Below are 21508 nucleotides of genomic sequence, written 5' to 3' on the forward strand. Positions count from 1 at the left end.
AGGCGGGGAGATGAAAAATGAAACAAACGAGAAAGCGGCTTGGTGATCTATTGGTCGAAACAGGGATGATAACAGCCGAACAGCTTCAAGAAGCCTTGGCTGAAAAAGCAGACGGCCAGAAGCTCGGCGATGCCTTGCTGCAAAAAGGTCTCATCACTGAACAGCAATTGATAGAAGTCCTGGAATTCCAGCTTGGCATCCCGCACATCAGCCTTTACCGCTATCCTTTTGATACAAAGCTTTTTTCAATGATTCCTAAAGACACAGCAATCAGGAAGTTGGTCATCCCGCTGAAAAAAGAAGGCCATCGGCTATTTGTGGCGATGGCGGACCCGATGGATTTTTTCACGATTGATGACCTCAGGCTTTCGACTGGGTTCCAGATCGAGACAGCGATTGCTGCGAAGGATGATATCATCCGGGCAATCAATAAATATTATGATAGTGATGACGGATTTGAAGAGCTGCTTGGGATTGAAAACACCATCATGGAAACATTGAAGGAAGATAAGCTGGACGAAGCTGATTCCCCTGTCATCAAGCTTGTGAACCAGCTGCTGTCCAATGCGGTGACCAGCAAAGCAAGCGACATCCATATCGATCCCCATGAGACAAAGTTGGTCATCCGTTACCGTGTGGATGGTATTCTCAGGATTGAGAGAGTCTTCCCGAAGCACATGCAAAACGTGCTGATTGCCCGGATCAAGATCATGGCCAATCTCGATATAACAGAAAATCGCATCCCCCAAGATGGAAGAATCAAGGCAACTTTGGACTTCCATCCAGTGGACCTTCGCGTTTCAACCCTGCCGACCGTATATGGGGAGAAGGTGGTGTTGCGGATCCTCGACATGGGCAGCACCCTGAATGATGTCGGGAAACTCGGCTTCAACAGCCACAATCTATCCCGTTTCATGAAGATGATTTCCAGGCCGAATGGGATCGTGCTGATCACAGGGCCTACAGGTTCAGGAAAGTCCTCGACCCTGTATGCAGCCCTTAATAAGCTTAATAGTGAAGAAGTCAACATCATCACGATCGAGGATCCAGTGGAATACCAGCTAGAAGGAATAAGCCAGATCCAAGTCAATCCAAACGTCGGGATGACTTTTGCTGCCGGACTCCGGTCTATCCTGCGCCAAGACCCAAACATCATCATGGTCGGGGAAATCCGTGACAGGGAAACCGCCGAGGTCGCAGTAAGGGCATCGCTGACAGGCCATCTTGTGCTCAGTACAGTCCATACGAATGATGCGCTCAGTTCCATAACAAGGCTGATCGATATGGGAATCGAACCCTTCCTTGTCGCTTCCTCGCTCAGCGGAGTAGTAGCCCAGCGGCTTGTCCGGAAAGTATGCCGGGACTGTGCTGAAGAGATGGCACCAACCAAACGAGAGATTGATATTTTCACCAAAAGGGGAATCCGTATCGAGACCGTCTGGAAAGGCCGGGGCTGCTCTTCATGCAATATGACAGGTTACCGGGGCAGGATTGCCATCCATGAGGTGCTGACAGTCGATGAAGTGCTGCGAAGGGCCATCATGAACGAAGAACCTGTGCAGAAACTAAGGGAAATAGCCATCCAGAACGAGACAACCTTCCTGATTGACGATGGATTGCTGAAAATCAGGCAAGGGCTGACGACAACAGAGGAAGTTTTAAGGGTAGCAATAACAGAATAAGCGGGGAGAAAACATGAAAGAAAGAATCGATCATATGCTTCGTTCAGGCTTCGAGCTGAAGGCATCGGATATACATATAACTGTCGGAGTCCCTCCTGTTATGAGGATCAATGGGGAACTGAGGCGATATGGGAGAGAGTCCATGCTGCCTGGTGATACAGAAGGAATGGCAAAGGCCATCATCCCGGAAAAACTGTGGGAACTGTTCATGGACAAGGGAGAACTCGATTTTTCATACGGAATTCCTGGAATATCACGGTTCAGGGTTAATGCATACCACCAGCGTGGCTGTATTTCGCTCGCGATCCGGGTTGTTCCTACAAGGATTCCGACGCTCGAGGAGCTGAAGCTTCCGGATATCCTGAAGAAGGTGGCCGAAAAGCCCCAGGGTCTCGTGCTTGTGACAGGCCCTACCGGAAGCGGGAAGTCGACGACGCTCGCCTCATTGATCCAATACATGAATATATCGATGAGCAGGCATGTCGTGACGCTCGAGGACCCGATCGAATACTTGCATAAGCATGGCAACTGCATCATCGACCAGCGGGAGATCGGCTTTGATACAAATAATTTTTCCAATGGGTTGAGGGCTGCCCTCCGGCAGGATCCGGATGTCATCCTTGTCGGCGAAATGCGCGACCTTGATACGATCCAGACAGCGATTACCGCTGCTGAAACTGGTCATCTTGTCCTCGGGACACTCCATACCTCAAGTGCGCCGGCGACAATCAATCGGATCATTGATGTTTTCCCGCCAGGGCAGCAGGCGCAAATACGCATCCAGCTCGCTTCCGTACTTGTCTCGGTCGTCTCCCAGCGGCTGTTCCCGACGGCGGACAAAAAAGGGCGCCGGGGCGCGACTGAAATCCTGATCAATAATGCCGCTGTGGCAAACCTGATCAGGAACGAAAAGATCCATCAAATCATCAGCGTGATGCAAACTTCCAAAATCCACGGGATGCATACACTGGAGATGAGCATAAAAGAACTTGTCCTGAAAGGCGTCATTTCAAAAGAATCAGCAGAGCCTTATTTGCAGGAAGCGCTGGTGTAGGATGGCCAGATTCAAATACTCCGGCCGCGACCGGACAAAAAAACGTTCAGGAACGATCACAGCAGGTTCGAAACGGGAGGCACTTGAAAAGCTTCGGGATCAAGGGATCAGGACAACCGAGATGGTTGAAATTGCAGAAACACTGCTGACAAAGGAAATCTCGATCGGCAATCCCGTCAAGCTTCAGCATCTTGTCATTTACTTAAGGCAATTCGCGACACTTTTGAAGGCAGGCGTTTCAGTCGTCGAATCAACAAGGATCCTTGCGTCCCAAACCGAAAGCAAGGCATTGCGAAAAGCGTTGCTTGACATTGAGGCCGAACTCCGCGAAGGGACCCAGCTATCCCAGGCATCTTCACATCATGATAAAATCTTTTCATCGATGTATATCAATATGATCAAGGCAGGTGAAGCGGGCGGAAACATGGATGAGACGCTTGAACGGCTCGCTGAGCATTATGAAAAGCAGCACAGCACGAGGCAAAAAGTGAAGACGGCTTTGACTTATCCCGCTGTGATTGGAGTGCTCGCTATCGGGGTCGTCATTTTTTTGCTTGTCTCTGTCGTCCCGACGTTCGTAGGAATGTTCGCGGACTTCGGCGGCGAGCTGCCGGCCATCACCCGATTCGTGCTTGCGGCGAGTGAATCCATGCAATCGTTCTGGTGGGTGATCTTGCTGATGTTCGCTGCATTCATGGCTGCTATCATTGCGATGCGGAAGAATAGGAACTCGAAGTATTATCTCGATTATGCATTGCTGAGAATGCCGGTTTTCGGGAAGCTGCTGCAGAAGGCAGTGCTTGCCAGGATGGCTCGGACCCTGAGCTCCCTGTTCACAAGCTCTGTCCCGATCCTCCAGGCATTGGCGATTGTCGAAAACGTCGTAGAGAATGAAGTGATTTCCAGAGTGGTCCGCCAATCCCGGGATGCGCTCGAGGTCGGACAATCGATGGCTGGCCCAATGCGCAAACACTGGGCATTCCCGCCACTGGTCACCCAAATGATTGCCATCGGAGAAGAAACCGGGTCGCTTGATGGCATGCTAGGGAAGGTCGCAGACTTCTATGAAAAAGAAGTGGAAACAAGCACCGATCAGCTCAAATCACTGATTGAACCGGCAATGATCATTGTGCTTGCCGCTCTCGTCGGCACCATCGTCACCTCCATCATGGTGCCAATGTTCGACATCTTCAACCATGTCAAATGAAAAAAATACAAAATAAGGGAAATTTTATGTGTTTTTCATATAAATTTAATAGTCTATCATCTATAATAGTGTCGAGAAACTAAATCTAAAGAACTAGTTAAAAAGAACTAAAAAAGGAGAGGAAGAAATGATACAAGCATTGAAGAAGAAATGGGACAACCAAAGAGGATTCACGCTGGTAGAATTGCTGGCAGTCATTGTGATTCTGGGGATCATTGCGGCAATCGCGGTGCCAAGCATTGGCAAGATAATTGATAATTCAAAGGATGACGCTGCTTTGCAAGATGCAATCCAAATTATAAACGCCGCGAAGCTGGCCCATACAGCCGATCCAGCAATATCAACATGGACTAATAAAGAGGGGCTTAAAGATTACCTTACGAATGCCGATGATGAAACCTTCGTAGTGGAGTATTCAGATGGCGTGTTCACGATCAGAGGGCATGAAAAGGCTGTAAAAGTCCTTGGGGCAAGCAAAAATAGGAAAATAACAGAATCCGAATTAATAAAAGGAAAACTGCTTGAATAAATGATGATAAACTACATTGTTTTAGCCTTGTTCGGCCTCATCCTCGGCTCGTTCTTCAATGTTGCCGGCCTCAGGGTTCCTGAGGGGAAATCGATCGTGGCGCCGGGGTCGTCATGCCCGAAATGCGGGCATAAACTGATGCCGATCGAGCTGATACCTGTGCTTTCGTATGTATTTCAAAGGGGGAAATGCCGCCATTGCAAGGCCGGCATTTCGCCCGTTTATCCTTTAATTGAACTGTTGACAGGCGGCCTGTTTGCGCTCGCCCCTATGGCTGTAGGCTGGAGTGCCGAACTGCTGGTCGCCCTAACGCTTATTTCCTTGCTGACCATCATCACGGTTTCTGATCTTGCGTATATGCTCATTCCAGATAAGGTGCTGATTGTCTTCGCTGCCATCCTTGTCATTGAACGTGCTTTTGTACCTCTTTTGCCGTGGTGGGATTCCCTTGCTGGTGCAGCCGCAGGCTTCATGCTCCTCCTATCGATTGCGATCGTGAGCAGGGGAGGGATGGGGGGCGGTGATATCAAGCTTTTCGCGGTGGTCGGGTATGCCATCGGAGTCAAGGCAATGCTGCTCTCCTTCTTTTTTGCGACCTTCTTTGGCGCTATTTTCGGTATCATTGGCATGCTTCTTGGAATATTGAAAAGGAAGCAGCAAATTCCTTTTGGGCCATTCATTGCGCTTGGCACGGTCATTGCCTACTTTTATGGCGAGCAGCTTGCCGGCATGTATCTTAATCTATTAACATCGGGTTCTTAATTGAAGGAGTTCATGAAACATGGCCATTTCCTTTTTTTCTGGCAGAAGAAAAACCGTCAATCTTGTCCTTAATGACCATTCCATCCGCTTTGCGGAATTGAAACAGAAGAATCCTGTCACCCCGCTTCGTTACGGTGAGCGACTTTTGCAGCCGGGAATCATTGTAGACGGCAAAGTCCAGGATTTCGATACACTTGCTAATATCTTCGATGAATGCATTGATGAATGGAAGATTGCCAGGAGGGATATCCGTTTCATCGTTCCGGACTCTCTGGTTATCATCAGGAAGGTGTCGATCCCTGCAGATGTTAAGGAAGATGAAATCCATGGCTACCTGTATCTGGAGTTGGGCTCGACGATCCATTTGCCGTTCGAGGATCCTGTCTTTGATACCTTGGTACTCGATAAAGGAAGCAGGAAGCAGGAGGTCCTTGTCTTTGCGGCTCCAGAAGCGTACGTGAATGAATATGCCAGCCTTTTTAGAAGCGTGAAGCTTAAGCCTGTCGCCGCGGATGTCTCAGCGCTCGCCAATTACAGGCTTTATCATCAAAATGGGCTTGCTTCTGAAGATGAGGTATTGATGTCCATCCAGTTTGATCTCGATTTTGTCAGCATGTGTATTTTTGAAGGGCCAATCCCTGTGTTCTTGCGCCATCTACCTGTTGACGGGAATAATAATTGGAGATTGAAGCTTTCAAGTGGAGGCTATGAATTCGTTTATGATGGAGAAATTACAGAAATAGCCATCCAGTTTGAGGAAATCTATAGGGAAATCGCCAGGCTGATGGATTTTTACCGATACTCTCTGACACGGGGAAACAGGGAAGTCTCGCGGATTTTGCTGAATGGCGACCACCCGGAACTTGATCGAGTGGTCCATGACCTGCAGGACCGCTGGGGGATTCCGGTACATACGCTGAAAGTCGGCGCCAAGGAAGGTGCTGCCGAAGCTTTGCCGCGAGCTTATCATCTGGCAATCGGTCTTGGATTGAAAGAGGTGCCATGATGCTTGTTGAGATTAACCTTTTACCCAAAAAGGAAGCGAAGAAGTCTGCGTTTCTCCTCATTGTCGTGTTGACAGTTGTGCTGCTGGGAATCCTTTCAGCAATCCTTTTCTTTCAGGGCAGAAGTATGGAAATGGAAATGAGGACTGTTGACAAGGAAATCGAAACGATTCAAAAATTGAATGCGCTCCAGCAGGATCAACTGGCCGGGAGCGCAGAGAAAAACTCTGCCAAGAAGCTAAAGGCAGCTGTAAACTGGGTTGGGCAATACTCTGTTGAGACCGTTCCGTTGCTTCGAAATGTCATCGTCCTGCTGCCCGAGCGGGGGTTCATCAAGGAATTCGAATACAGTGGGACTGGTTCGGTCATGGCTGTGTTCCAATTCGATTCTTCAAGGGATGCGGCTTTTTACTTGGGTTCCTTGAATCAGGCAGAATGGGTCAAGGAGGCAAGCATCCTGAGTGTCACAGCCGAAGGAACGGAAGAAATGGCTTTGGAGCCGGAAAGAGATGAAGGATCCTTCCTGCCTCGCTATACCGCCGAATATGAAATCCGCTTCAAACAGGATTATTTCAAAAAGAATTGGGGAGCCGACGTGGAAGGAGGCGAGGGCAAATGAAAGGCCACCTGGAAAAAAAGACGGCCATTTTCTCGCTGACCGCATTCCTGATCGTTGTGTTGTATTATTTGGGAGTTTCCTTCCTATACCTTTCGCCGCTTGAAGACACCCTTGCAGCGAAGGAACGGCAGCTCGATTCCATCCAGAAGCTGAACGTTGCGCTTGAGAAAAGGCTAGCTCCAAAAAATGAGGATGATGCCAATATCATCGCTGAACTGCAAAAACAGGTACCGGCAGAACCGATGATCGAACAGCTGATGTTAGATTTTGAAAAAGCAGAAATCGTTTCCAACAGCCTGATCACATCAATGGAGTTCGACAAAGGATCCACAGCAGGCGGCCGTGATCAGACAACTGTCCGTGAGAAGGAAAAGGAAGCGAAATCGGCTTCTGGTCCGGAAAGGCAAAAGGATGGCCAGGCGGGCGGATCGCTTTGGGATGTCGTAATGCCAGAGGGAATATCAAACTCGCAGGTGACAATCATTGTTGCTTCAGAAAGCTACTTTGAACTTGAACAATTCATTGAAACACTGGAATCCCTGGACAGGGCCGTAGTGGTCGATTCGATTTCCTTTAAGGGACCTGAGGAAGTAGCTGCCCTTTCCGATTCTAATGAATCGATCGAAATGACATTGACTGTGAATGCATTTTTTCTGGAAGAGCCAGAAGACCAGGAAGGTTCAACTCCTAAAATCCAGGTTCCTGAACCAGCAGGCAAGCGGAACCCGTTCCCGGCGCTCAGTGATCTTTCCGAGGGTAGTCCCGCTGAAATAGAACGGTCTTTCGATGAAGAGGAAGATGAGTAATCTTCAAGTGAAAAAATTGACGAAATCATTCTATAACAAGACGACAAAAGTCTTGTTATTTTTTTTTGGCCATGTGATAGGATGAAGCAAGACTAGATCGGCAGGAGGAGGGATGTACGTTGGACAAGCAGGGAAAGACGATCACCATCAAAATAAATGGCAAGGACCGCCTGTTAAAAACAGATAGGCATGTCGAAAAGGAGAAGAACGGCGGGGAACTATTAGGAAACAGAGATGAAACATTGCTGGAAACGGCAGCTGCAAAGGAAACAGCAGAGGACAGCTTTGATTGGATTCTGCCGGATCCAGTTGCAGGGGAACCTCCGAAGGAATATAAAATTGCCCCAAAGCCGGCCAAGAAACTGAAGGGAAAAGTTGCGATATCTGTCTGGAATAAGAAAGGCAGCCAAAGCAAGCATTTCTATACAAGGATATTCCTTACCGTCTTTTTTGCGATTTTGCTGGGCTCCGCTTTTGGGGTCACGATCCTCAAGCTGGTCACCTCCGAGGAACCGAGTGCCCTGCAGGGAGCTTTTGAACCTGCAGAAAAAAACACCGAAAATCCTCCAGCTGGAAGTGAATCGCTAGATTTAGCCAGCCTAAAAGCCTTTATTGTCCAGAATGGTGTGTTCACAACAGAGGGTGCGGCCAAAGCAAGGCTTGACTTGCTAAGGGAGAAAGGCGTGGGCGCGCAAATTTTTACATTTGGGGGCCAATATGCGATTTATATGGGGATAGCCGGATCGATTGAGGAAGCCAAAAAAAACAGCGAGGAAATCCAAGCGAAAGGGATTGAAGTATTCGCGAAGCCTGTTGAGGTTGCAGGAGGGAAAGTTTCCAGTCTTAATGAAAGTGAAGCGGATTTCCTCCGGAAGGCGCCTGAAATCTATTCAATCTTAACAGCCGGGATTGTTGGGACAGCGGAGGATCTGAAAAAGGTAAAGGACTATCATTCGATGGTTGCCGCCATTGCCGATAAAGATATCAAGGATAAAAATATCCGGAAGGCAAAAGCCGGCATTGAAAATGCAAGCAAGGCATTCATTGCATATCAGTCAACCAAGGATGAAAAGCTACTTTCTGAATCAAGGAACGGGCTGTTGTCATTTCTTTCTGCCTATCAGGCAATCGGGAATTGACCCTTTGAATGTAAAAATATTTTCCGGGAAATTGTACAAATTAGGATGGTCTGCCAATCGTGAGGCGGACCATGTTTTTTGTCGACAAATCATTGTTTGCGGGGAGGAAGTCTGTTACGATTAGCTTGTATCTCCCTAAGATGCAAATCGATTTAGAAAGGTGATCATATGCAGCGCCTCATTTTAGCCTCTTCTTCTCCACGGCGAAAAGAACTTCTGGAAACACTCCGCTTACCATTTGAAATTTCCAGCAGCGATGCAGACGAAAGTTTCAGCGATGAGCTTACGCCAGCTGAAGCAGTGATGGAGCTTGCTTCAAGGAAAGCCAGGGCGGTAGCTGGAAACTATCCTGATTGTTTCATCATCGGTTCGGATACAGTTGTCGTCCACGGCGGCACGATTCTTGGGAAACCTTCAGATGAACAGGAAGCAGCTTCCATGCTAAGAAAGCTGTCCGGGAACACACACGCTGTCTATACTGGGGTTTCCATCCACTCCCCCTGGAAGGAAGAACGGTTTTACGAAAAAACAGATGTGACGTTCTGGGAATTGTCAGATGAAGAAATCGACACCTATATAAAGAGCGGTGAACCATTTGATAAAGCAGGCGGCTACGGAATCCAGGGTTTTGGAAGCATGCTTGTCAAGCATATCAGTGGTGATTACTTCACAGTTGTTGGACTTCCTGTATCAAGACTTATCAGGGAGCTCAAGAAAATGGGTTTCATCCTTCCTTATTGATTTAGATTGCCACAGAAACTTCTTCTACACTTCCCTCGTCATAAATATATGACCGGGAGGAATTCATTTGGTTTCAAATCCATTGATGATAAAAGATTATCCACAAAATGAGCGGCCAAGGGAACGTTTTATCCAAAATGGCCCCCAGAGCCTGTCAAATCATGAGTTGCTTGCCCTGCTGCTTGGGACAGGCACACGTGAAGAATCCGTCCTGCAGCTGGCCAACCGGATGCTTTCCCAGTTCGAGGGACTGCGGCTGTTAAAGGATGCTACACTTGAAGAACTGACCCAAATTAAAGGTGTGGGCAAAGCGAAGGCAATCCATGTCCTCGCAGCAGTGGAAATCGGCAGGCGCATTGCCAGCCATACACTTGAAGAACGCTATGTGATCCGTTCCCCTGAAGATGGAGCGAAATATTTGATGAACGATATGCGTTTCCTGACACAGGAGCATTTCGTCTGTCTTTATTTAAACACGAAAAACCAAATCCTCCATAAGCAGACGATTTTTATCGGCAGCCTCAATGCTTCGATTGTCCACCCGCGCGAGGTATACAAGGAAGCTGTTCGCCGTTCGGCAGCTTCGCTCATCTGCGTCCATAACCATCCTTCAGGAGACCCGTCTCCAAGCAGGGAGGATATCGAGGTCACCAAACGCCTGGCAGAGTCAGGAAAGATAGTCGGCATTGAACTGCTCGACCACTTAATCATCGGCGAAAACAAATATGTTAGTTTGAAGGAAAAAGGGTATGTATGATACTAGGATTTTGTTGAACCTTAAGATATAATATATTTTATGGTTTTTGCTGGCTTTTTGAAGAAATGTCAAAAAAATCTGGTATGACAATCATTCTTATTTTCTTAAATAGATTGCTTGTTCTTTAATTGATTTATGCTGAGAAAGGGAGATACAACAATGTTTGGAATTGGGACTAGAGACCTCGGAATCGATCTGGGGACAGCTAATACACTTGTATATGTAAAAGGAAAAGGAATCGTTCTAAGGGAGCCGTCGGTCGTGGCTCTTCAGACTGATACTAAAAGTATCGTTGCTGTCGGAAATGACGCGAAAAACATGATCGGACGGACACCAGGCAATGTCGTTGCTTTAAGGCCAATGAAGGATGGGGTCATTGCCGATTATGAAACAACAGCGACAATGATGAAATATTATATTAAGCAGGCGACCAAAAGCAAAGGCTTGTTTGCGGGCAAGCCTTATGTCATGATTTGCGTGCCTTCAGGAATCACGGCTGTCGAAGAGCGTGCGGTTATCGACGCGACTCGCCAGGCGGGGGCAAAGGATGCCTTCACGATCGAGGAACCATTTGCGGCCGCCATAGGGGCAAACCTGCCTGTATGGGAGCCGACAGGCAGCATGGTTGTAGATATTGGCGGAGGGACGACAGAGGTTGCGATCATCTCGCTTGGAGGCATCGTGACTTCCCAATCGGTACGCGTCGCGGGTGACGACATGGATGACGCGATCACCAATTATATCCGCAAGACATACAACCTTATGATCGGAGAAAGGACCGCGGAAACAATCAAGGTTGAAGTCGGTTCTGCTGGCGCTGCAGAGGGAATCGAAAATATGGAAATCCGCGGCCGCGACCTGCTGACCGGACTTCCGAAAACGATTGAAATCACGGCTGCGGAAATCGCGAAAGCCCTGCATGATACAGTGTATGCCATTATCGATGCTGTCAAATTGACGCTTGAGAAAACACCACCCGAACTCGCTTCAGATATCATGGACCGCGGCATCGTCCTAACTGGAGGGGGAGCTTTGCTGCGCAACCTGGACAAGGTAATCAGTGAAGAGACAAAAATGCCCGTATTGATCGCAGACGATCCGCTTGATTGTGTCGCTATCGGAACAGGAAAGGCATTGGATCACATCGATCTATTCAAAAATAAGGCAAAAGAATCAAGATAAAAGGAGTAGGGAATGGCGCGCCCATTTCCCTTCTTCTCGTTACTAATACGGAGAGGTGTAGATCATGCCACAGTTTTTTTTGAATAAACGCCTGTTAATGCTGCTCGTAAGCATTATAGTCCTCGTGGCATTGATTGGTTTTTCTTTAAGGGAAAGGGAAGAATTGACCTGGCCAGAGCAGTTTGTCAAAGACTCTACAAGCTGGGTGCAATCCCTTGTATCCAGGCCAGCACACTACGTGGCCGGCTGGTTTGAGAATCTTCAAGACTTGCAAAATACATATCAAGAAAATAAAGAACTGAAAAAACGGTTGGATGATATGGCCCGACTTGAAGCGAAAGTATATTCCCTTGAAAGAGACAACGAGGAGCTTCAGGAAATCCTGGATAAGAAAGAGTCCCTTTCAAAATATGAACCAAAGCAGGCAATCGTCGTTGCCCGCAACCCGGAGCGATGGAATGAACTGATTGTCATCAACAAAGGAAAAGCGAATGGCATTGAGAAGAATATGGCCGTCGTCACGTCGCGGGGACTGATTGGAAAAGTCAAAAGCACGACCCCGTTTTCTTCCACTGTTCAGCTTGTAAGCGCCCTGGATCCGGCAAACAGGATTTCTGCCATCCTCCAGGGTGAGAAAAAACTTCATGGGACGATTGAGGGCTACGATAAGGAGAAAGAACTGTTATTGATGAAAGGACTTCCTTATGACGCCAAGGTTAAAAAAGGGGAAAATGTCGTGACTTCAGGAATGGGCGGTGTTTTCCCTAAAGATTTGCCAATCGGGAAGGTTGTGAAGGTTGTTCCGGATGAATTCGGCCTGAACCAGACAGCCTATGTGAAACCTGAAGCGGACCTGTATGATCTGGAGCATGTAATGGTTGTGAAAAAGGTCATGGATTCTGTTGAATTCCCTGATGAGTCGGATGGAGAGGAGGAAGGGAAATGACCCGTTTCCTCCTCCCTGCTCTATTCGTGTTCCTGTTTATCCTCGAGAGCCTTTTTGTGGAATTTCTCCCTGCAGAGCTTTTCAATAGTGATCGTATTCTGGTCCCCCACTTCCTGATGGCTGGAATACTTTTTCTGACAGCATATGTGGGGCAAAAGCAGGGAATTCTTTATGGACTTATCTTTGGTCTGCTCTTTGATCTTGTCTATACAGAAATAATCGGGATCTATCTTGTCCTGTTTCCTTTGATCGCTTATCTATTCGCTTATATGATGAAGATGCTCCAAACGAACATTCTGATTGTCTCTTTACTCTCCCTGATCGGCATTGCATTGCTTGAAATCAGCGCTTATCAGTTTATGCACTTGATCAAAGTGACGGATCTGGAGTTTGCAGTGTTTTTAAAAATCAGGATGTATCCGACCTTGATTTTAAATCTTGCCTTCATCATCCTGGCTGCCTATCCATTCAAAAGGCAGTTCGAGAATGCTGCCGAAAGATTGCGCAATGCGCAATGACCAAGAAATTTCTTGGTCCTCACCAATCTAATTAAAGGAATCTGATACATGCTTGTCGAATTTCTTTTAGCGGGGATCATGGACCAGCTTCTCTATGCAGAATATTGTCAAGTTGCAGTTCCTGGGCCCACATGGATAGCCATGCCTTCGGAAGGAAAGGGCGAATGGCTTCCGTAGGTTCCTTTCAGCCTTTCGGTTATGGACCGGGCAAGACGGACCTTTCGTTGTTTTTAGAAGGGAGGATGCCGTTTTCCACCGAGAAGGCGTCTGGCTTTAACAGGTGCCTGCACTTTTCTTACGAGGTGAACATCCAGTATGAAGAAAATACAAAATGTGACAATTAAAGGGACAAAGGATGGTTTGACGCTCCATTTGGACGATACTTGTTCCTATGAAGATTTGAAAAAAGAGCTGGACAGAAAGCTTTCCAATTCAACACGGGTGAACGACGATCAGCAGCTACTGTCCGTCAAAGTGAAGGCGGGGAATCGCTACCTTAGTGATGAGCAGCAGGAAGAACTGAAGGAACTGATCCGGCAAAAGCGCAACTTGATTGTCGAGGATCTTGAAACGAACGTGATGACCAAGGCTGAAGCCGAGCGGATGATACAGGAGTCGGAAATCGTCACAGTAGCACGCGTCATCCGTTCGGGACAGGTACTTGAAATTGTCGGGGATTTACTTCTTATCGGCGATGTGAATCCCGGAGGAACAGTCAAGGCGACAGGGAATATCTTCATTATGGGTGCGTTGAAAGGGATTGCCCATGCTGGATGCGAGGGAAATGCGGATGCAGTGATTGCGGCATCCATGATGAAACCATCCCAGCTCCGGATCAACGACTGTATCAATCGTGCGCCAGATCAGCCGCAGGATGATGAGAACAGGATCATGGAGTGTGCGTACATATCGGATAACCAGCAGATTGTTGTTGATAGATTGCAAGTTTTGATGAAGAAAAGACCTAATTTAACGAGATTTGAAGGAGGCCGCTAACATGGGAGAAGCGATCGTCATTACATCCGGAAAAGGCGGAGTTGGAAAAACGACAACTTCTGCCAATATAGGTACGGCTTTGGCACTCCAAGGAAAAAGGGTCTGCCTCGTCGATACTGACATTGGCTTGCGCAACCTGGACGTCGTCATGGGGCTTGAAAACCGTATTATATATGATTTAGTGGATGTCATCGAAGGCAGGTGCAAGATCCATCAGGCGCTGGTGAAAGATAAACGCTTTGATGATCACTTGTATCTGCTGCCTGCCGCACAGACAAGCGACAAGACCGCTGTGCAGCCGGAACAAATGAAGGATTTGGTCAATCAGCTGAAGCAGGATTATGACTATATCATCATCGACTGCCCGGCCGGAATCGAACAGGGATATAAAAATGCGGTGGCAGGGGCGGATAAGGCAATCGTGGTGACGACTCCTGAAGTTTCAGCTGTCAGGGATGCTGACAGGATCATCGGATTGCTGGAGAAGGAAGAAAACGTAGAGTCCCCTAAGCTTGTCATCAATCGGATCCGCAGCCATATGATGAAAAATGGCGATATGCTTGATGTCGATGAAATCACAACCCATCTTTCAATCGATTTGATCGGGATCGTTGCCGATGACGACGAAGTCATCAGGGCATCAAACCATGGCGAACCAATTGCCCTCAATCCAAACAGCAAAGCAGCGATTGCCTATCGGAACATTGCAAGGAGAATCCTTGGCGAGTCAGTTCCGCTGCAGCAGCTTGAAAATGAAAGCAAAAGTGTATTCTCCAGGATAAAGAAATTCTTTGGAGTCAGATAATAACCGCGCCTGCCCCTGAACGCATCGGGGCAGGCATTTTTTTGTTTGCCCTTGGAGACAGTTGCCTTTTGCTTCCCTTATTTCAGCATATTCGCAATGGACAGGTCATACACTTGTACTAACTGAGAGTACAAGGGGATTGGTGGGGGATGCGATGAACTCGAGAACTGAGGAAATGCGGAAAAGGATGTTGAAGAGGAAGAAAGAAAGAGAGCGGATGGAGAAGTTGAACGATCGGCGTTTTCTCTTTTCCGAGGAAGAGCGCCACGGCTTTGAACGGCTGCCGTCCTATGATTCAGGGCCAGGAGACGGGGGGCATCCACTATTCCAGAAGGAAATTTTTCTTTTCAAGATACTGGCTTCAGCCTGCCTTGTTTTGATTGTTGCGATTTTGTTCCGCAGCCCTGCCGAAAAAGCTGTAACAATCCAGGGCCATATCAAACAGGCAATGGGGCAGGAATTCCAGTTTGCGGCAGTATCAGACTGGTACGAAAAACAATTCGGCAAACCGCTCGCCCTGCTGCCGGCCAAAAAGGACGCTTCTGAGGATAAACATCAAGTGGAAGATGATAATCAATACGCTCTGCCTGCCTCCGGGAAAATCCTTGAGGACTTTGGCGATAATGGTCAGCGTATCATGATTGAAACCGGGAAGGGCGCTTCTGTCGAGGCAATGGATGAAGGTCTAGTCCATTTCGTCGGCAAGAAAGAAGGTTTCGGGAAGACTGTCATTGTCCAGCATGCTGACAAAAGCGAGACATGGTACGGGAACCTTGACGGCGTAGAAGTGAGCCTGTATGAATATATTGCGAAGGGCGCAAAAGTTGGGACGGCAATGGATCGCGCGGATGGAACGAAAGGTTCCTTCTATTTTGCGATTAAAAAAGGAAATGACTTCATTGACCCGGTACAGGTGATCAAATTTGAATAAGGCAGCCGGGCTTTTACGGAAAATACAAATCCATCCTTTACTATGGGTTGCCATCGCCCTTGCTGTCGCTACGGCGCATTTTATTGAACTATTGATGATGCTGCTGATTATTTTTGTCCATGAGCTGGGGCATGGTGCAGCGGCTTCTTTTTTTTCCTGGCGAATAAAGAACATCGCCCTCCTTCCTTTTGGCGGGGTGGCTGAAATGGATGAGCATGGAAACAGGCCGGTCAAGGAGGAACTTGTTGTCGTATTATCGGGCCCGCTTCAGCACCTCTGGATGATAGCTGCGGCTTATATTTTGATGCTTGCCGGCAGTTTTCCGGAAAAATGGGCTACTCTGTTCATTGAATATAATCTGATGGTCCTTTTTTTTAATCTGCTTCCAATCTGGCCGCTCGATGGCGGAAAGCTCGTTTTTATCCTCTTATCGATGAATGAGCCATTCCCGGCAGCCCATCTGCGTACCATTTATTTTTCGGCCGGCGCTCTGGCTATTTTTTCTGCCATCCTCCTCTATTTGGCCCCATTGACCTTGAATGCCTGGATCATCATCATCTTCCTTGCCATCTCACTCTATTACGAATGGAGACAGCGCCGATTCATTTTCATGCGCTTCTTGATGGAAAGGCATTACGGAAAGCAAGCAGACTTCCGCCAGCTCAAGCCATTGAACGTCGACGAGAACGAAACCGTCGGGAAGGTGCTGGAGAAATTCCAGCGGGGATACAAGCACCCGGTCATCGTCAGGAAGGACAATGGCCATGAAACGGTCATGGATGAGAACGAATTGCTCCATGCTTTCTTTACAGAGAAAATGATGTCAGCCAGAATAGGAGATTTGCTTTACACCTATTCTCCGTAGGATAATAACGGGAGCGGGGTATCGAATTCACCCGCACCGTCTTTTTTATTTGCTTTGGTTTTTCATTTTTTACATAGGCTTTAAAAGAGCATGGGATGGGAAATAATCGATTGTTTAAAGTGCAGACGCCATAAAGAAAACAGCAATTATTGTTAGATGAAGCATTTCCGATTTCAACACTAGCAAGGAGAAGAGTATGGAACAGTTAATCATCAATACGGTATCGCGCGAACGGCGATTCGCCCTTTTGAAGGATGGGCTTCTCGAACGGATTTATATTGAACAGCCAGGGCATCAATCACTTGTAGGGAATATTTACCTTGGGGTTGTGGAACGGGTAATCCCTGGGATGAACGCTGCATTCGTCGACATTGGCGAAGAAATGAGCGGATTTCTTTCAATAGACAAGCTGCCGGGATTTGTGCTGTCCAGAGACGGGCAAAAAGGATCTGGATCGATTTCATCCTTCCTTCATCAAGGAGAAAGGGTGCTTGTCCAAGTCGAGAAGGACGCAGCCGGCACGAAAGGGGCAAGGCTTACAGCGGTTATTGAAATACAAGGCCATAATCTGGTTTACATGCCCAATGGAAAATACATCGCAGTTTCGAAGAAAGCTGAATCGCATGAAGTTAGGGATAAGTGGAGGCAGTTTGCAAAAACACTGAAAACAGCAGAGGAAGGCCTGATTTTCAGGACGGAAAGCCTGAGTCAAACTGAAGAAAAGATCAAAGCGGAACTTGAGCAGCACCGCGAAACTTACAAGCACCTGCAGCAGAACAGCAGCTCCATGAAAAAACCAGGGGTCCTTTACAGGAGAGATGCCTTTTTTGAAGAGGCGTTGGCTGTCATTGCAACTCTTGACCAAGGAACAATCGTCACGGACAGCCTGGACTCCAAGAAAAAAATTGATACCTTTGCAGGAAGCATGGATGCAGACCTTGTGGCAAGTGTATACAACGGAAAGGAAAATATCTTCTCTGCCTATCAGATCGAACATGAGATTGATAAACTTGGCAAACGGATTGTCTGGCTCGATAAAGGCGCTTACCTTGTCATAGACGAAGCCGAAGCCCTGACAGTCATTGATGTGAATACCGGAAAATTCTCGGGAAAGAACAGCCTGGAAGAAACGGTCCTGAAGACGAATATCAGCGCTGCAGCCGAAGCTGCGCGCCAAATAAGGCTAAGGGATCTAGCTGGCATCATCCTCATCGATTTTATCGATATGAAGGCCAGTAAAAGCCGTAACAATGTATTGGATGCATTGCGTAAAGAACTTCAAAGTGACGGGCGCAGGACGAGAATTGTAGGTTTTACCGACCTGGGTATCCTTCAGCTGACAAGAAAGAAAACGAAGCTGTCGATTTCGGAAGCGCTGACCGAAAGGTGCGGAACGTGCGGCGGTACGGGACGCGTTCTTGGCGCTGAAACCATGGCATACCGGCTTGAGCGGAGCTTATGGGAATACAGGAATTCGGATTACGAAGCTGTTTTGGTCGCAGCATCGAAAGACGTGATCGGCCATTTTTCAGGAGAAGGCGGCATCCATAAAACCCGGCTTGAAGACGTACTTGGTTTCAAGATTTGCTTCAGGGTGACAGAGACGGTGAAGCCCAGCTATGAAATCCTGAAATTCGGCGCTTTCAGTGAAATGCCGGAAGGCTCATGCTGAGGGAAAGAAACGTCGATAATTCGGTTGACACCTTTGGTCGGCGTGTGGTAGTATTTTAATGTTATTGTTTGTAGCACCCGTGCTACAACCGCTCACGACAGGTAGTAAGTGTTGCTTCGGCAGCCGCCTGCTGATGGCGAGTCTGAGTCTTTAGAGGAGGTGCAATGGAATGTACGCAATTATCGAAACTGGCGGCAAGCAAGTGAAGGTAGAAGAGGGACAAGCGATCTACATCGAAAAGCTGAACGCTGCCGAAGGCGAAACTGTAACTTTTGATAAGGTTCTTTTTGTAGGTGGCGATAACGTGAAGGTGGGCAGCCCTGTAGTTGAAGGCGCCACTGTAACAGCTAAAGTCGAAAAGAATGGCCGTCAGAAGAAAATCATCGTTTTCAAGTACAAAGCGAAGAAAAACAATCGTAAAAAGCAAGGTCATCGTCAGCCTTACACTAAAGTTGTGATCGAAAAGATCAACGCTTAATAAGGCGGATCGCTATGATTCGAGCAACGATCAACCGTACAAAATCCGGCAGCATCCGTTCGTTTACAATCAGCGGCCACGCTGGATTCGCCGCCCATGGGAGCGATATTGTCTGTGCAGGAGCATCAGCTGTATCGTTTGGGGCAGTGAACTCGATCATTTCATTGACAGGAATCACTCCTGAAATTGAGCAGGGAGCAGACGGTTTTCTCCGCTGTGTCATACCGGACAATCTGCCTGAGGAAACACACGAGAAAGTCCAATTGCTTCTTGAAGGCATGGTCGTTTCATTGCAAACGATGGAGAGAGATTACGGAAAGCACATAAAATTAACCTTCAAACAGTAGGAGGTGGAACAAATGTTAAGATTGGATCTTCAGTTTTTCGCATCCAAAAAGGGAGTAGGTTCTACTAAGAACGGACGTGACTCAATCGCTAAGCGTCTTGGCGCAAAGCGTGCGGACGGTCAATTCGTAACTGGTGGTTCTATCCTTTACCGTCAGCGCGGAACTAAAATCTACCCAGGTGTAAACGTGGGTAAAGGTGGAGACGACACTCTTTTCGCTAAGGTGGACGGCGTAGTTAAGTTCGAACGCTTAGGCCGCGACCGTAAGCAAGTAAGTGTTTATCCTGCAGCTCAAGAAGCGTAAGCCTTAAGAGAAGCCCTAACCACTGCGGTTAGGGCTTTCTTGTCTTTGTCAGCGGAAACTTAGTCTTCCATATTAAATGCACACGTTTGTAAGGCTTTTTGTTATACTTGAAGCAAGCAGTCTTACGAGTAGGAGTTTGGTTATGAAAAAAGAGTGGGATACAATCGAAGTTTTGCGCCATGCACGCCATGATTGGATGAATAAGCTTCAATTAATTAAAGGCAATTTATCTCTGGATAAAGTGGATCGGGCTAAAGATGTCATTGAAGAAATCATCATGGAAGCCAGGCAGGAAGCAAAGCTATCCAACTTACATCTTCCTCAATTCGCCTCTACGCTTTTAACCTGCAATTGGGAGAATCATTTTTTTCAGCTGGAATATGAAGTCATGGACTCCCAGACCTTCCACCGATTGGATGATCAGCAGCTCGTGCGCTGGACAAGGCTCTTGTTTGAAACACTGGATGCTTCAATCGAGCCATTCCAAGAAAATCATCTTTCAGTCACGATTGATCCACATGAAAAAGGAATCGTGTTCTTTTTTGATTTTAGCGGTATAATAAACGATAAAAATCGGATAGAAAGCTTTTTAGCGGAACCTTACGGAAAGGGCATGGAGATCCGTTCCGATGGGATAATCGATGGAGAGCTGACAATAGAAGTTTCCGTGGTTCCTCTCTAGGGAATCATGGGAATATGCTTGGAAGTATGACTGAAGCTTCCCGATATTCCAGACCAAAATACTTAACAACAATTTGACAGGTGGGAGTGACATAATGTTTGTCGATCAGGTGAAAATTTATGTGAAAGGCGGCGATGGAGGCGATGGGATGGTCGCTTTCCGCCGTGAAAAATACGTGCCAAAAGGCGGTCCGGCCGGCGGTGACGGAGGGAACGGCGCGAATGTTGTCTTCCAGGTGGATGAAGGGCTCCGTACCCTGATGGATTTCAGGTACCAGCGTCATTTCAAGGCGCTCCGCGGGGAACACGGGATGTCGAAGAACCAGCATGGGAAGAACGCCAAGGATATGATTGTAAAAGTTCCTCCAGGCACGGTCGTTACTGATGCAGATACCGGTCAGGTCATCGCTGATTTGACAGAGAATGGACAGCAGGCCGTCATCGCAAAAGGAGGACGGGGCGGACGCGGAAATTCGCGCTTTGCGACCCCGGCGAACCCTGCGCCGGAGCTTTCTGAAAAAGGGGAGCCAGGGCAGGAAAGGGAAATCACCATGGAATTGAAGCTCCTTGCCGACGTCGGGCTTGTCGGTTTCCCAAGCGTGGGAAAATCCACGCTGCTATCGGTTGTTTCGGCGGCGCGGCCCAAAATTGCGGAATACCACTTTACGACGATCGTTCCAAATTTAGGAATGGTTGAGACAGAAGATGGAAGGAGCTTCGTGCTCGCTGACCTCCCAGGCCTGATAGAAGGCGCTCATTCAGGGGTCGGCCTTGGACATCAGTTCTTGCGCCATATTGAACGGACCCGTGTCATCGTCCATGTCATTGATATGGCTGCAACAGAGGGGCGGGACCCATATGAGGATTATGTCACCATCAATAACGAGTTGAAGGAATATAATCTCCGGTTGACCGAAAGGCCGCAAATTATTGTTGCCAATAAAATGGACATGCCGGATGCTGAAGGGAACCTCAAGGATTTCAAAGAAAAACTGGAGGATGATTATCCAATCTTCCCGATTTCGGCATTGACAAGGGAAGGCCTTCGTGAACTGGTCTTCGTGATTGCCGATCTCCTGGAACAAACTCCGGAATTCCCGCTGATCGAGGAAGTGGAGGAAGAATCGGATGTGAATCGTGTGATGTACAAGCATGAAGCGGAGGAAAAAGGCTTTGCCATCTCACGTGATCCTGACGGCTCGTTTGTCATTTCTGGTGACAGTATTGAAAGGCTGTTCAAAATGACGGATTTTTCAAGAGAAGAATCTGTCAGAAGGTTTGCCCGCCAGATGCGAGGCATGGGGGTCGATGAAGCCCTCCGCGAAAAAGGAGCGACAGACGGCGCTACCGTCAAAATTCTTGACTATGAGTTTGAGTTTGTTGAATAAGCCAGTCAAGGTGTTTTCGATTTTTTGCGTAAATAATTTTTTTACTAAGATTACTGTCTAGCTCCGGCGCCTGGACTAAATGTCCATAAGCTGACC

At 47.7% G+C, this 21508-nt stretch carries 24 protein-coding genes and 1 other annotated feature; all 24 genes read left to right on the plus strand.

What is annotated here, in order from left to right; genetic code table 11:
* The first annotated feature begins 17 nt into the window (after window positions 1–17).
* Window positions 18–1682: a GspE/PulE family protein gene (locus tag JJQ88_RS14380; protein WP_210366740.1), complete on the plus strand. Its 1665-nt coding sequence runs from the start codon at window positions 18–20 to the stop codon at window positions 1680–1682.
* Window positions 1683–1695: 13 nt separating this feature from the next.
* Window positions 1696–2736, plus strand: a complete 1041-nt coding sequence (locus JJQ88_RS14385; protein ID WP_210366741.1) for a type IV pilus twitching motility protein PilT — start codon at window positions 1696–1698, stop codon at window positions 2734–2736.
* A 1-nt stretch (window position 2737) separates the two neighbouring features.
* On the plus strand, window positions 2738–3943 hold the full coding sequence (locus JJQ88_RS14390) for a type II secretion system F family protein (protein WP_210366742.1): 1206 nt from the start codon (window positions 2738–2740) through the stop codon (window positions 3941–3943).
* 127 nt (window positions 3944–4070) lie between these two features.
* On the plus strand, window positions 4071–4472 hold the full coding sequence (locus JJQ88_RS14395) for a type II secretion system protein (RefSeq protein ID WP_210366743.1): 402 nt from the start codon (window positions 4071–4073) through the stop codon (window positions 4470–4472).
* Complete coding sequence (locus tag JJQ88_RS14400; RefSeq protein WP_210366744.1) at window positions 4473–5234, plus strand: prepilin peptidase; 762 nt, start codon at window positions 4473–4475, stop codon at window positions 5232–5234.
* 19 nt (window positions 5235–5253) lie between these two features.
* Entirely contained in the window at window positions 5254–6240 is a 987-nt protein-coding gene (pilM, locus tag JJQ88_RS14405) for a type IV pilus biogenesis protein PilM (protein WP_210366745.1), read from the plus strand.
* A complete protein-coding gene (locus JJQ88_RS14410) occupies window positions 6240–6857 on the plus strand; it encodes a hypothetical protein (RefSeq protein WP_210366746.1) in 618 nt (205 codons plus the stop codon). Before pilM ends, JJQ88_RS14410 begins: the two co-directional genes overlap by 1 nt.
* Window positions 6854–7663 (plus strand): hypothetical protein, encoded by an 810-nt coding sequence (locus JJQ88_RS14415; RefSeq protein WP_210366747.1) that lies wholly within the window; start codon window positions 6854–6856, stop codon window positions 7661–7663. Before JJQ88_RS14410 ends, JJQ88_RS14415 begins: the two co-directional genes overlap by 4 nt.
* A 119-nt stretch (window positions 7664–7782) precedes the next feature.
* Window positions 7783–8802: an SPOR domain-containing protein gene (locus JJQ88_RS14420; RefSeq protein ID WP_210366748.1), complete on the plus strand. Its 1020-nt coding sequence runs from the start codon at window positions 7783–7785 to the stop codon at window positions 8800–8802.
* 168 nt (window positions 8803–8970) lie between these two features.
* Window positions 8971–9543: a Maf family protein gene (locus tag JJQ88_RS14425; protein WP_210366749.1), complete on the plus strand. Its 573-nt coding sequence runs from the start codon at window positions 8971–8973 to the stop codon at window positions 9541–9543.
* 85 nt (window positions 9544–9628) lie between these two features.
* Window positions 9629–10300 (plus strand): RadC family protein, encoded by a 672-nt coding sequence (gene radC, locus JJQ88_RS14430; RefSeq protein WP_210366792.1) that lies wholly within the window; start codon window positions 9629–9631, stop codon window positions 10298–10300.
* A gap of 159 nt (window positions 10301–10459) precedes the next feature.
* Window positions 10460–11482 carry a rod shape-determining protein gene (locus tag JJQ88_RS14435; RefSeq protein ID WP_210366750.1) on the plus strand — a complete coding sequence of 341 codons (1023 nt, stop codon included), beginning with the start codon at window positions 10460–10462 and terminating at the stop codon, window positions 11480–11482.
* Between the two features lie 64 nt (window positions 11483–11546).
* Entirely contained in the window at window positions 11547–12428 is an 882-nt protein-coding gene (gene mreC / locus JJQ88_RS14440; protein WP_210366751.1) for a rod shape-determining protein MreC, read from the plus strand.
* Window positions 12425–12946, plus strand: coding sequence for a rod shape-determining protein MreD (gene mreD / locus JJQ88_RS14445; RefSeq protein WP_210366752.1), 522 nt, complete (start codon window positions 12425–12427; stop codon window positions 12944–12946). Before mreC ends, mreD begins: the two co-directional genes overlap by 4 nt.
* Before the next feature lie 315 nt (window positions 12947–13261).
* Entirely contained in the window at window positions 13262–13942 is a 681-nt protein-coding gene (gene minC, locus JJQ88_RS14450) for a septum site-determining protein MinC (RefSeq protein ID WP_210366753.1), read from the plus strand.
* A 1-nt stretch (window position 13943) separates the two neighbouring features.
* Window positions 13944–14747, plus strand: coding sequence for a septum site-determining protein MinD (gene minD / locus JJQ88_RS14455; protein WP_210366754.1), 804 nt, complete (start codon window positions 13944–13946; stop codon window positions 14745–14747).
* Between the two features lie 154 nt (window positions 14748–14901).
* A complete protein-coding gene (locus tag JJQ88_RS14460) occupies window positions 14902–15678 on the plus strand; it encodes a M23 family metallopeptidase (RefSeq protein ID WP_210366755.1) in 777 nt (258 codons plus the stop codon).
* Window positions 15671–16543: a M50 family metallopeptidase gene (locus JJQ88_RS14465; protein ID WP_210366756.1), complete on the plus strand. Its 873-nt coding sequence runs from the start codon at window positions 15671–15673 to the stop codon at window positions 16541–16543. The genes JJQ88_RS14460 and JJQ88_RS14465 overlap by 8 nt, the downstream gene beginning before the upstream one ends.
* Window positions 16544–16739: 196 nt before the next feature.
* Window positions 16740–18215, plus strand: coding sequence for an Rne/Rng family ribonuclease (locus tag JJQ88_RS14470; RefSeq protein WP_210366757.1), 1476 nt, complete (start codon window positions 16740–16742; stop codon window positions 18213–18215).
* A gap of 76 nt (window positions 18216–18291) precedes the next feature.
* Window positions 18292–18369: a sequence feature (ribosomal protein L21 leader region), on the plus strand.
* A gap of 15 nt (window positions 18370–18384) precedes the next feature.
* Window positions 18385–18693, plus strand: a complete 309-nt coding sequence (rplU, locus tag JJQ88_RS14475; RefSeq protein WP_023627147.1) for a 50S ribosomal protein L21 — start codon at window positions 18385–18387, stop codon at window positions 18691–18693.
* A 14-nt stretch (window positions 18694–18707) separates the two neighbouring features.
* A complete protein-coding gene (locus tag JJQ88_RS14480) occupies window positions 18708–19040 on the plus strand; it encodes a ribosomal-processing cysteine protease Prp (RefSeq protein WP_210366758.1) in 333 nt (110 codons plus the stop codon).
* Between the two features lie 12 nt (window positions 19041–19052).
* Window positions 19053–19343, plus strand: coding sequence for a 50S ribosomal protein L27 (rpmA, locus tag JJQ88_RS14485; RefSeq protein WP_079509900.1), 291 nt, complete (start codon window positions 19053–19055; stop codon window positions 19341–19343).
* Between the two features lie 142 nt (window positions 19344–19485).
* A complete protein-coding gene (locus tag JJQ88_RS14490) occupies window positions 19486–20025 on the plus strand; it encodes a sporulation initiation phosphotransferase B (protein WP_210366759.1) in 540 nt (179 codons plus the stop codon).
* Window positions 20026–20119: 94 nt separating this feature from the next.
* On the plus strand, window positions 20120–21412 hold the full coding sequence (gene obgE / locus JJQ88_RS14495; RefSeq protein WP_210366760.1) for a GTPase ObgE: 1293 nt from the start codon (window positions 20120–20122) through the stop codon (window positions 21410–21412).
* Window positions 21413–21508 lie beyond the last annotated feature (96 nt).

Source organism: Bacillus sp. REN3, from assembly GCF_017912555.1.
Taxonomy (GTDB): Bacteria; Bacillota; Bacilli; order Bacillales; family Cytobacillaceae; genus Mesobacillus.

Bases quoted from the DNA above. Each gene is read 5' to 3' on its own strand.
- JJQ88_RS14380 (WP_210366740.1), top strand. From the start codon at position 18: ATGAAACAAACGAGAAAGCGGCTTGGTGATCTATTGGTCGAAACAGGG.
- JJQ88_RS14385 (WP_210366741.1), top strand. From the start codon at position 1,696: ATGAAAGAAAGAATCGATCATATGCTTCGTTCAGGCTTCGAGCTGAAG.
- JJQ88_RS14390 (WP_210366742.1), top strand. From the start codon at position 2,738: ATGGCCAGATTCAAATACTCCGGCCGCGACCGGACAAAAAAACGTTCA.
- JJQ88_RS14395 (WP_210366743.1), top strand. From the start codon at position 4,071: ATGATACAAGCATTGAAGAAGAAATGGGACAACCAAAGAGGATTCACG.
- JJQ88_RS14400 (WP_210366744.1), top strand. From the start codon at position 4,473: ATGATGATAAACTACATTGTTTTAGCCTTGTTCGGCCTCATCCTCGGC.
- pilM (WP_210366745.1), top strand. From the start codon at position 5,254: ATGGCCATTTCCTTTTTTTCTGGCAGAAGAAAAACCGTCAATCTTGTC.
- JJQ88_RS14410 (WP_210366746.1), top strand. From the start codon at position 6,240: ATGCTTGTTGAGATTAACCTTTTACCCAAAAAGGAAGCGAAGAAGTCT.
- JJQ88_RS14415 (WP_210366747.1), top strand. From the start codon at position 6,854: ATGAAAGGCCACCTGGAAAAAAAGACGGCCATTTTCTCGCTGACCGCA.
- JJQ88_RS14425 (WP_210366749.1), top strand. From the start codon at position 8,971: ATGCAGCGCCTCATTTTAGCCTCTTCTTCTCCACGGCGAAAAGAACTT.
- radC (WP_210366792.1), top strand. From the start codon at position 9,629: ATGATAAAAGATTATCCACAAAATGAGCGGCCAAGGGAACGTTTTATC.
- JJQ88_RS14435 (WP_210366750.1), top strand. From the start codon at position 10,460: ATGTTTGGAATTGGGACTAGAGACCTCGGAATCGATCTGGGGACAGCT.
- mreC (WP_210366751.1), top strand. From the start codon at position 11,547: ATGCCACAGTTTTTTTTGAATAAACGCCTGTTAATGCTGCTCGTAAGC.
- mreD (WP_210366752.1), top strand. From the start codon at position 12,425: ATGACCCGTTTCCTCCTCCCTGCTCTATTCGTGTTCCTGTTTATCCTC.
- minC (WP_210366753.1), top strand. From the start codon at position 13,262: ATGAAGAAAATACAAAATGTGACAATTAAAGGGACAAAGGATGGTTTG.
- minD (WP_210366754.1), top strand. From the start codon at position 13,944: ATGGGAGAAGCGATCGTCATTACATCCGGAAAAGGCGGAGTTGGAAAA.
- JJQ88_RS14460 (WP_210366755.1), top strand. From the start codon at position 14,902: ATGAACTCGAGAACTGAGGAAATGCGGAAAAGGATGTTGAAGAGGAAG.
- JJQ88_RS14470 (WP_210366757.1), top strand. From the start codon at position 16,740: ATGGAACAGTTAATCATCAATACGGTATCGCGCGAACGGCGATTCGCC.
- rplU (WP_023627147.1), top strand. From the start codon at position 18,385: ATGTACGCAATTATCGAAACTGGCGGCAAGCAAGTGAAGGTAGAAGAG.
- JJQ88_RS14480 (WP_210366758.1), top strand. From the start codon at position 18,708: ATGATTCGAGCAACGATCAACCGTACAAAATCCGGCAGCATCCGTTCG.
- rpmA (WP_079509900.1), top strand. From the start codon at position 19,053: ATGTTAAGATTGGATCTTCAGTTTTTCGCATCCAAAAAGGGAGTAGGT.
- JJQ88_RS14490 (WP_210366759.1), top strand. From the start codon at position 19,486: ATGAAAAAAGAGTGGGATACAATCGAAGTTTTGCGCCATGCACGCCAT.
- obgE (WP_210366760.1), top strand. From the start codon at position 20,120: ATGTTTGTCGATCAGGTGAAAATTTATGTGAAAGGCGGCGATGGAGGC.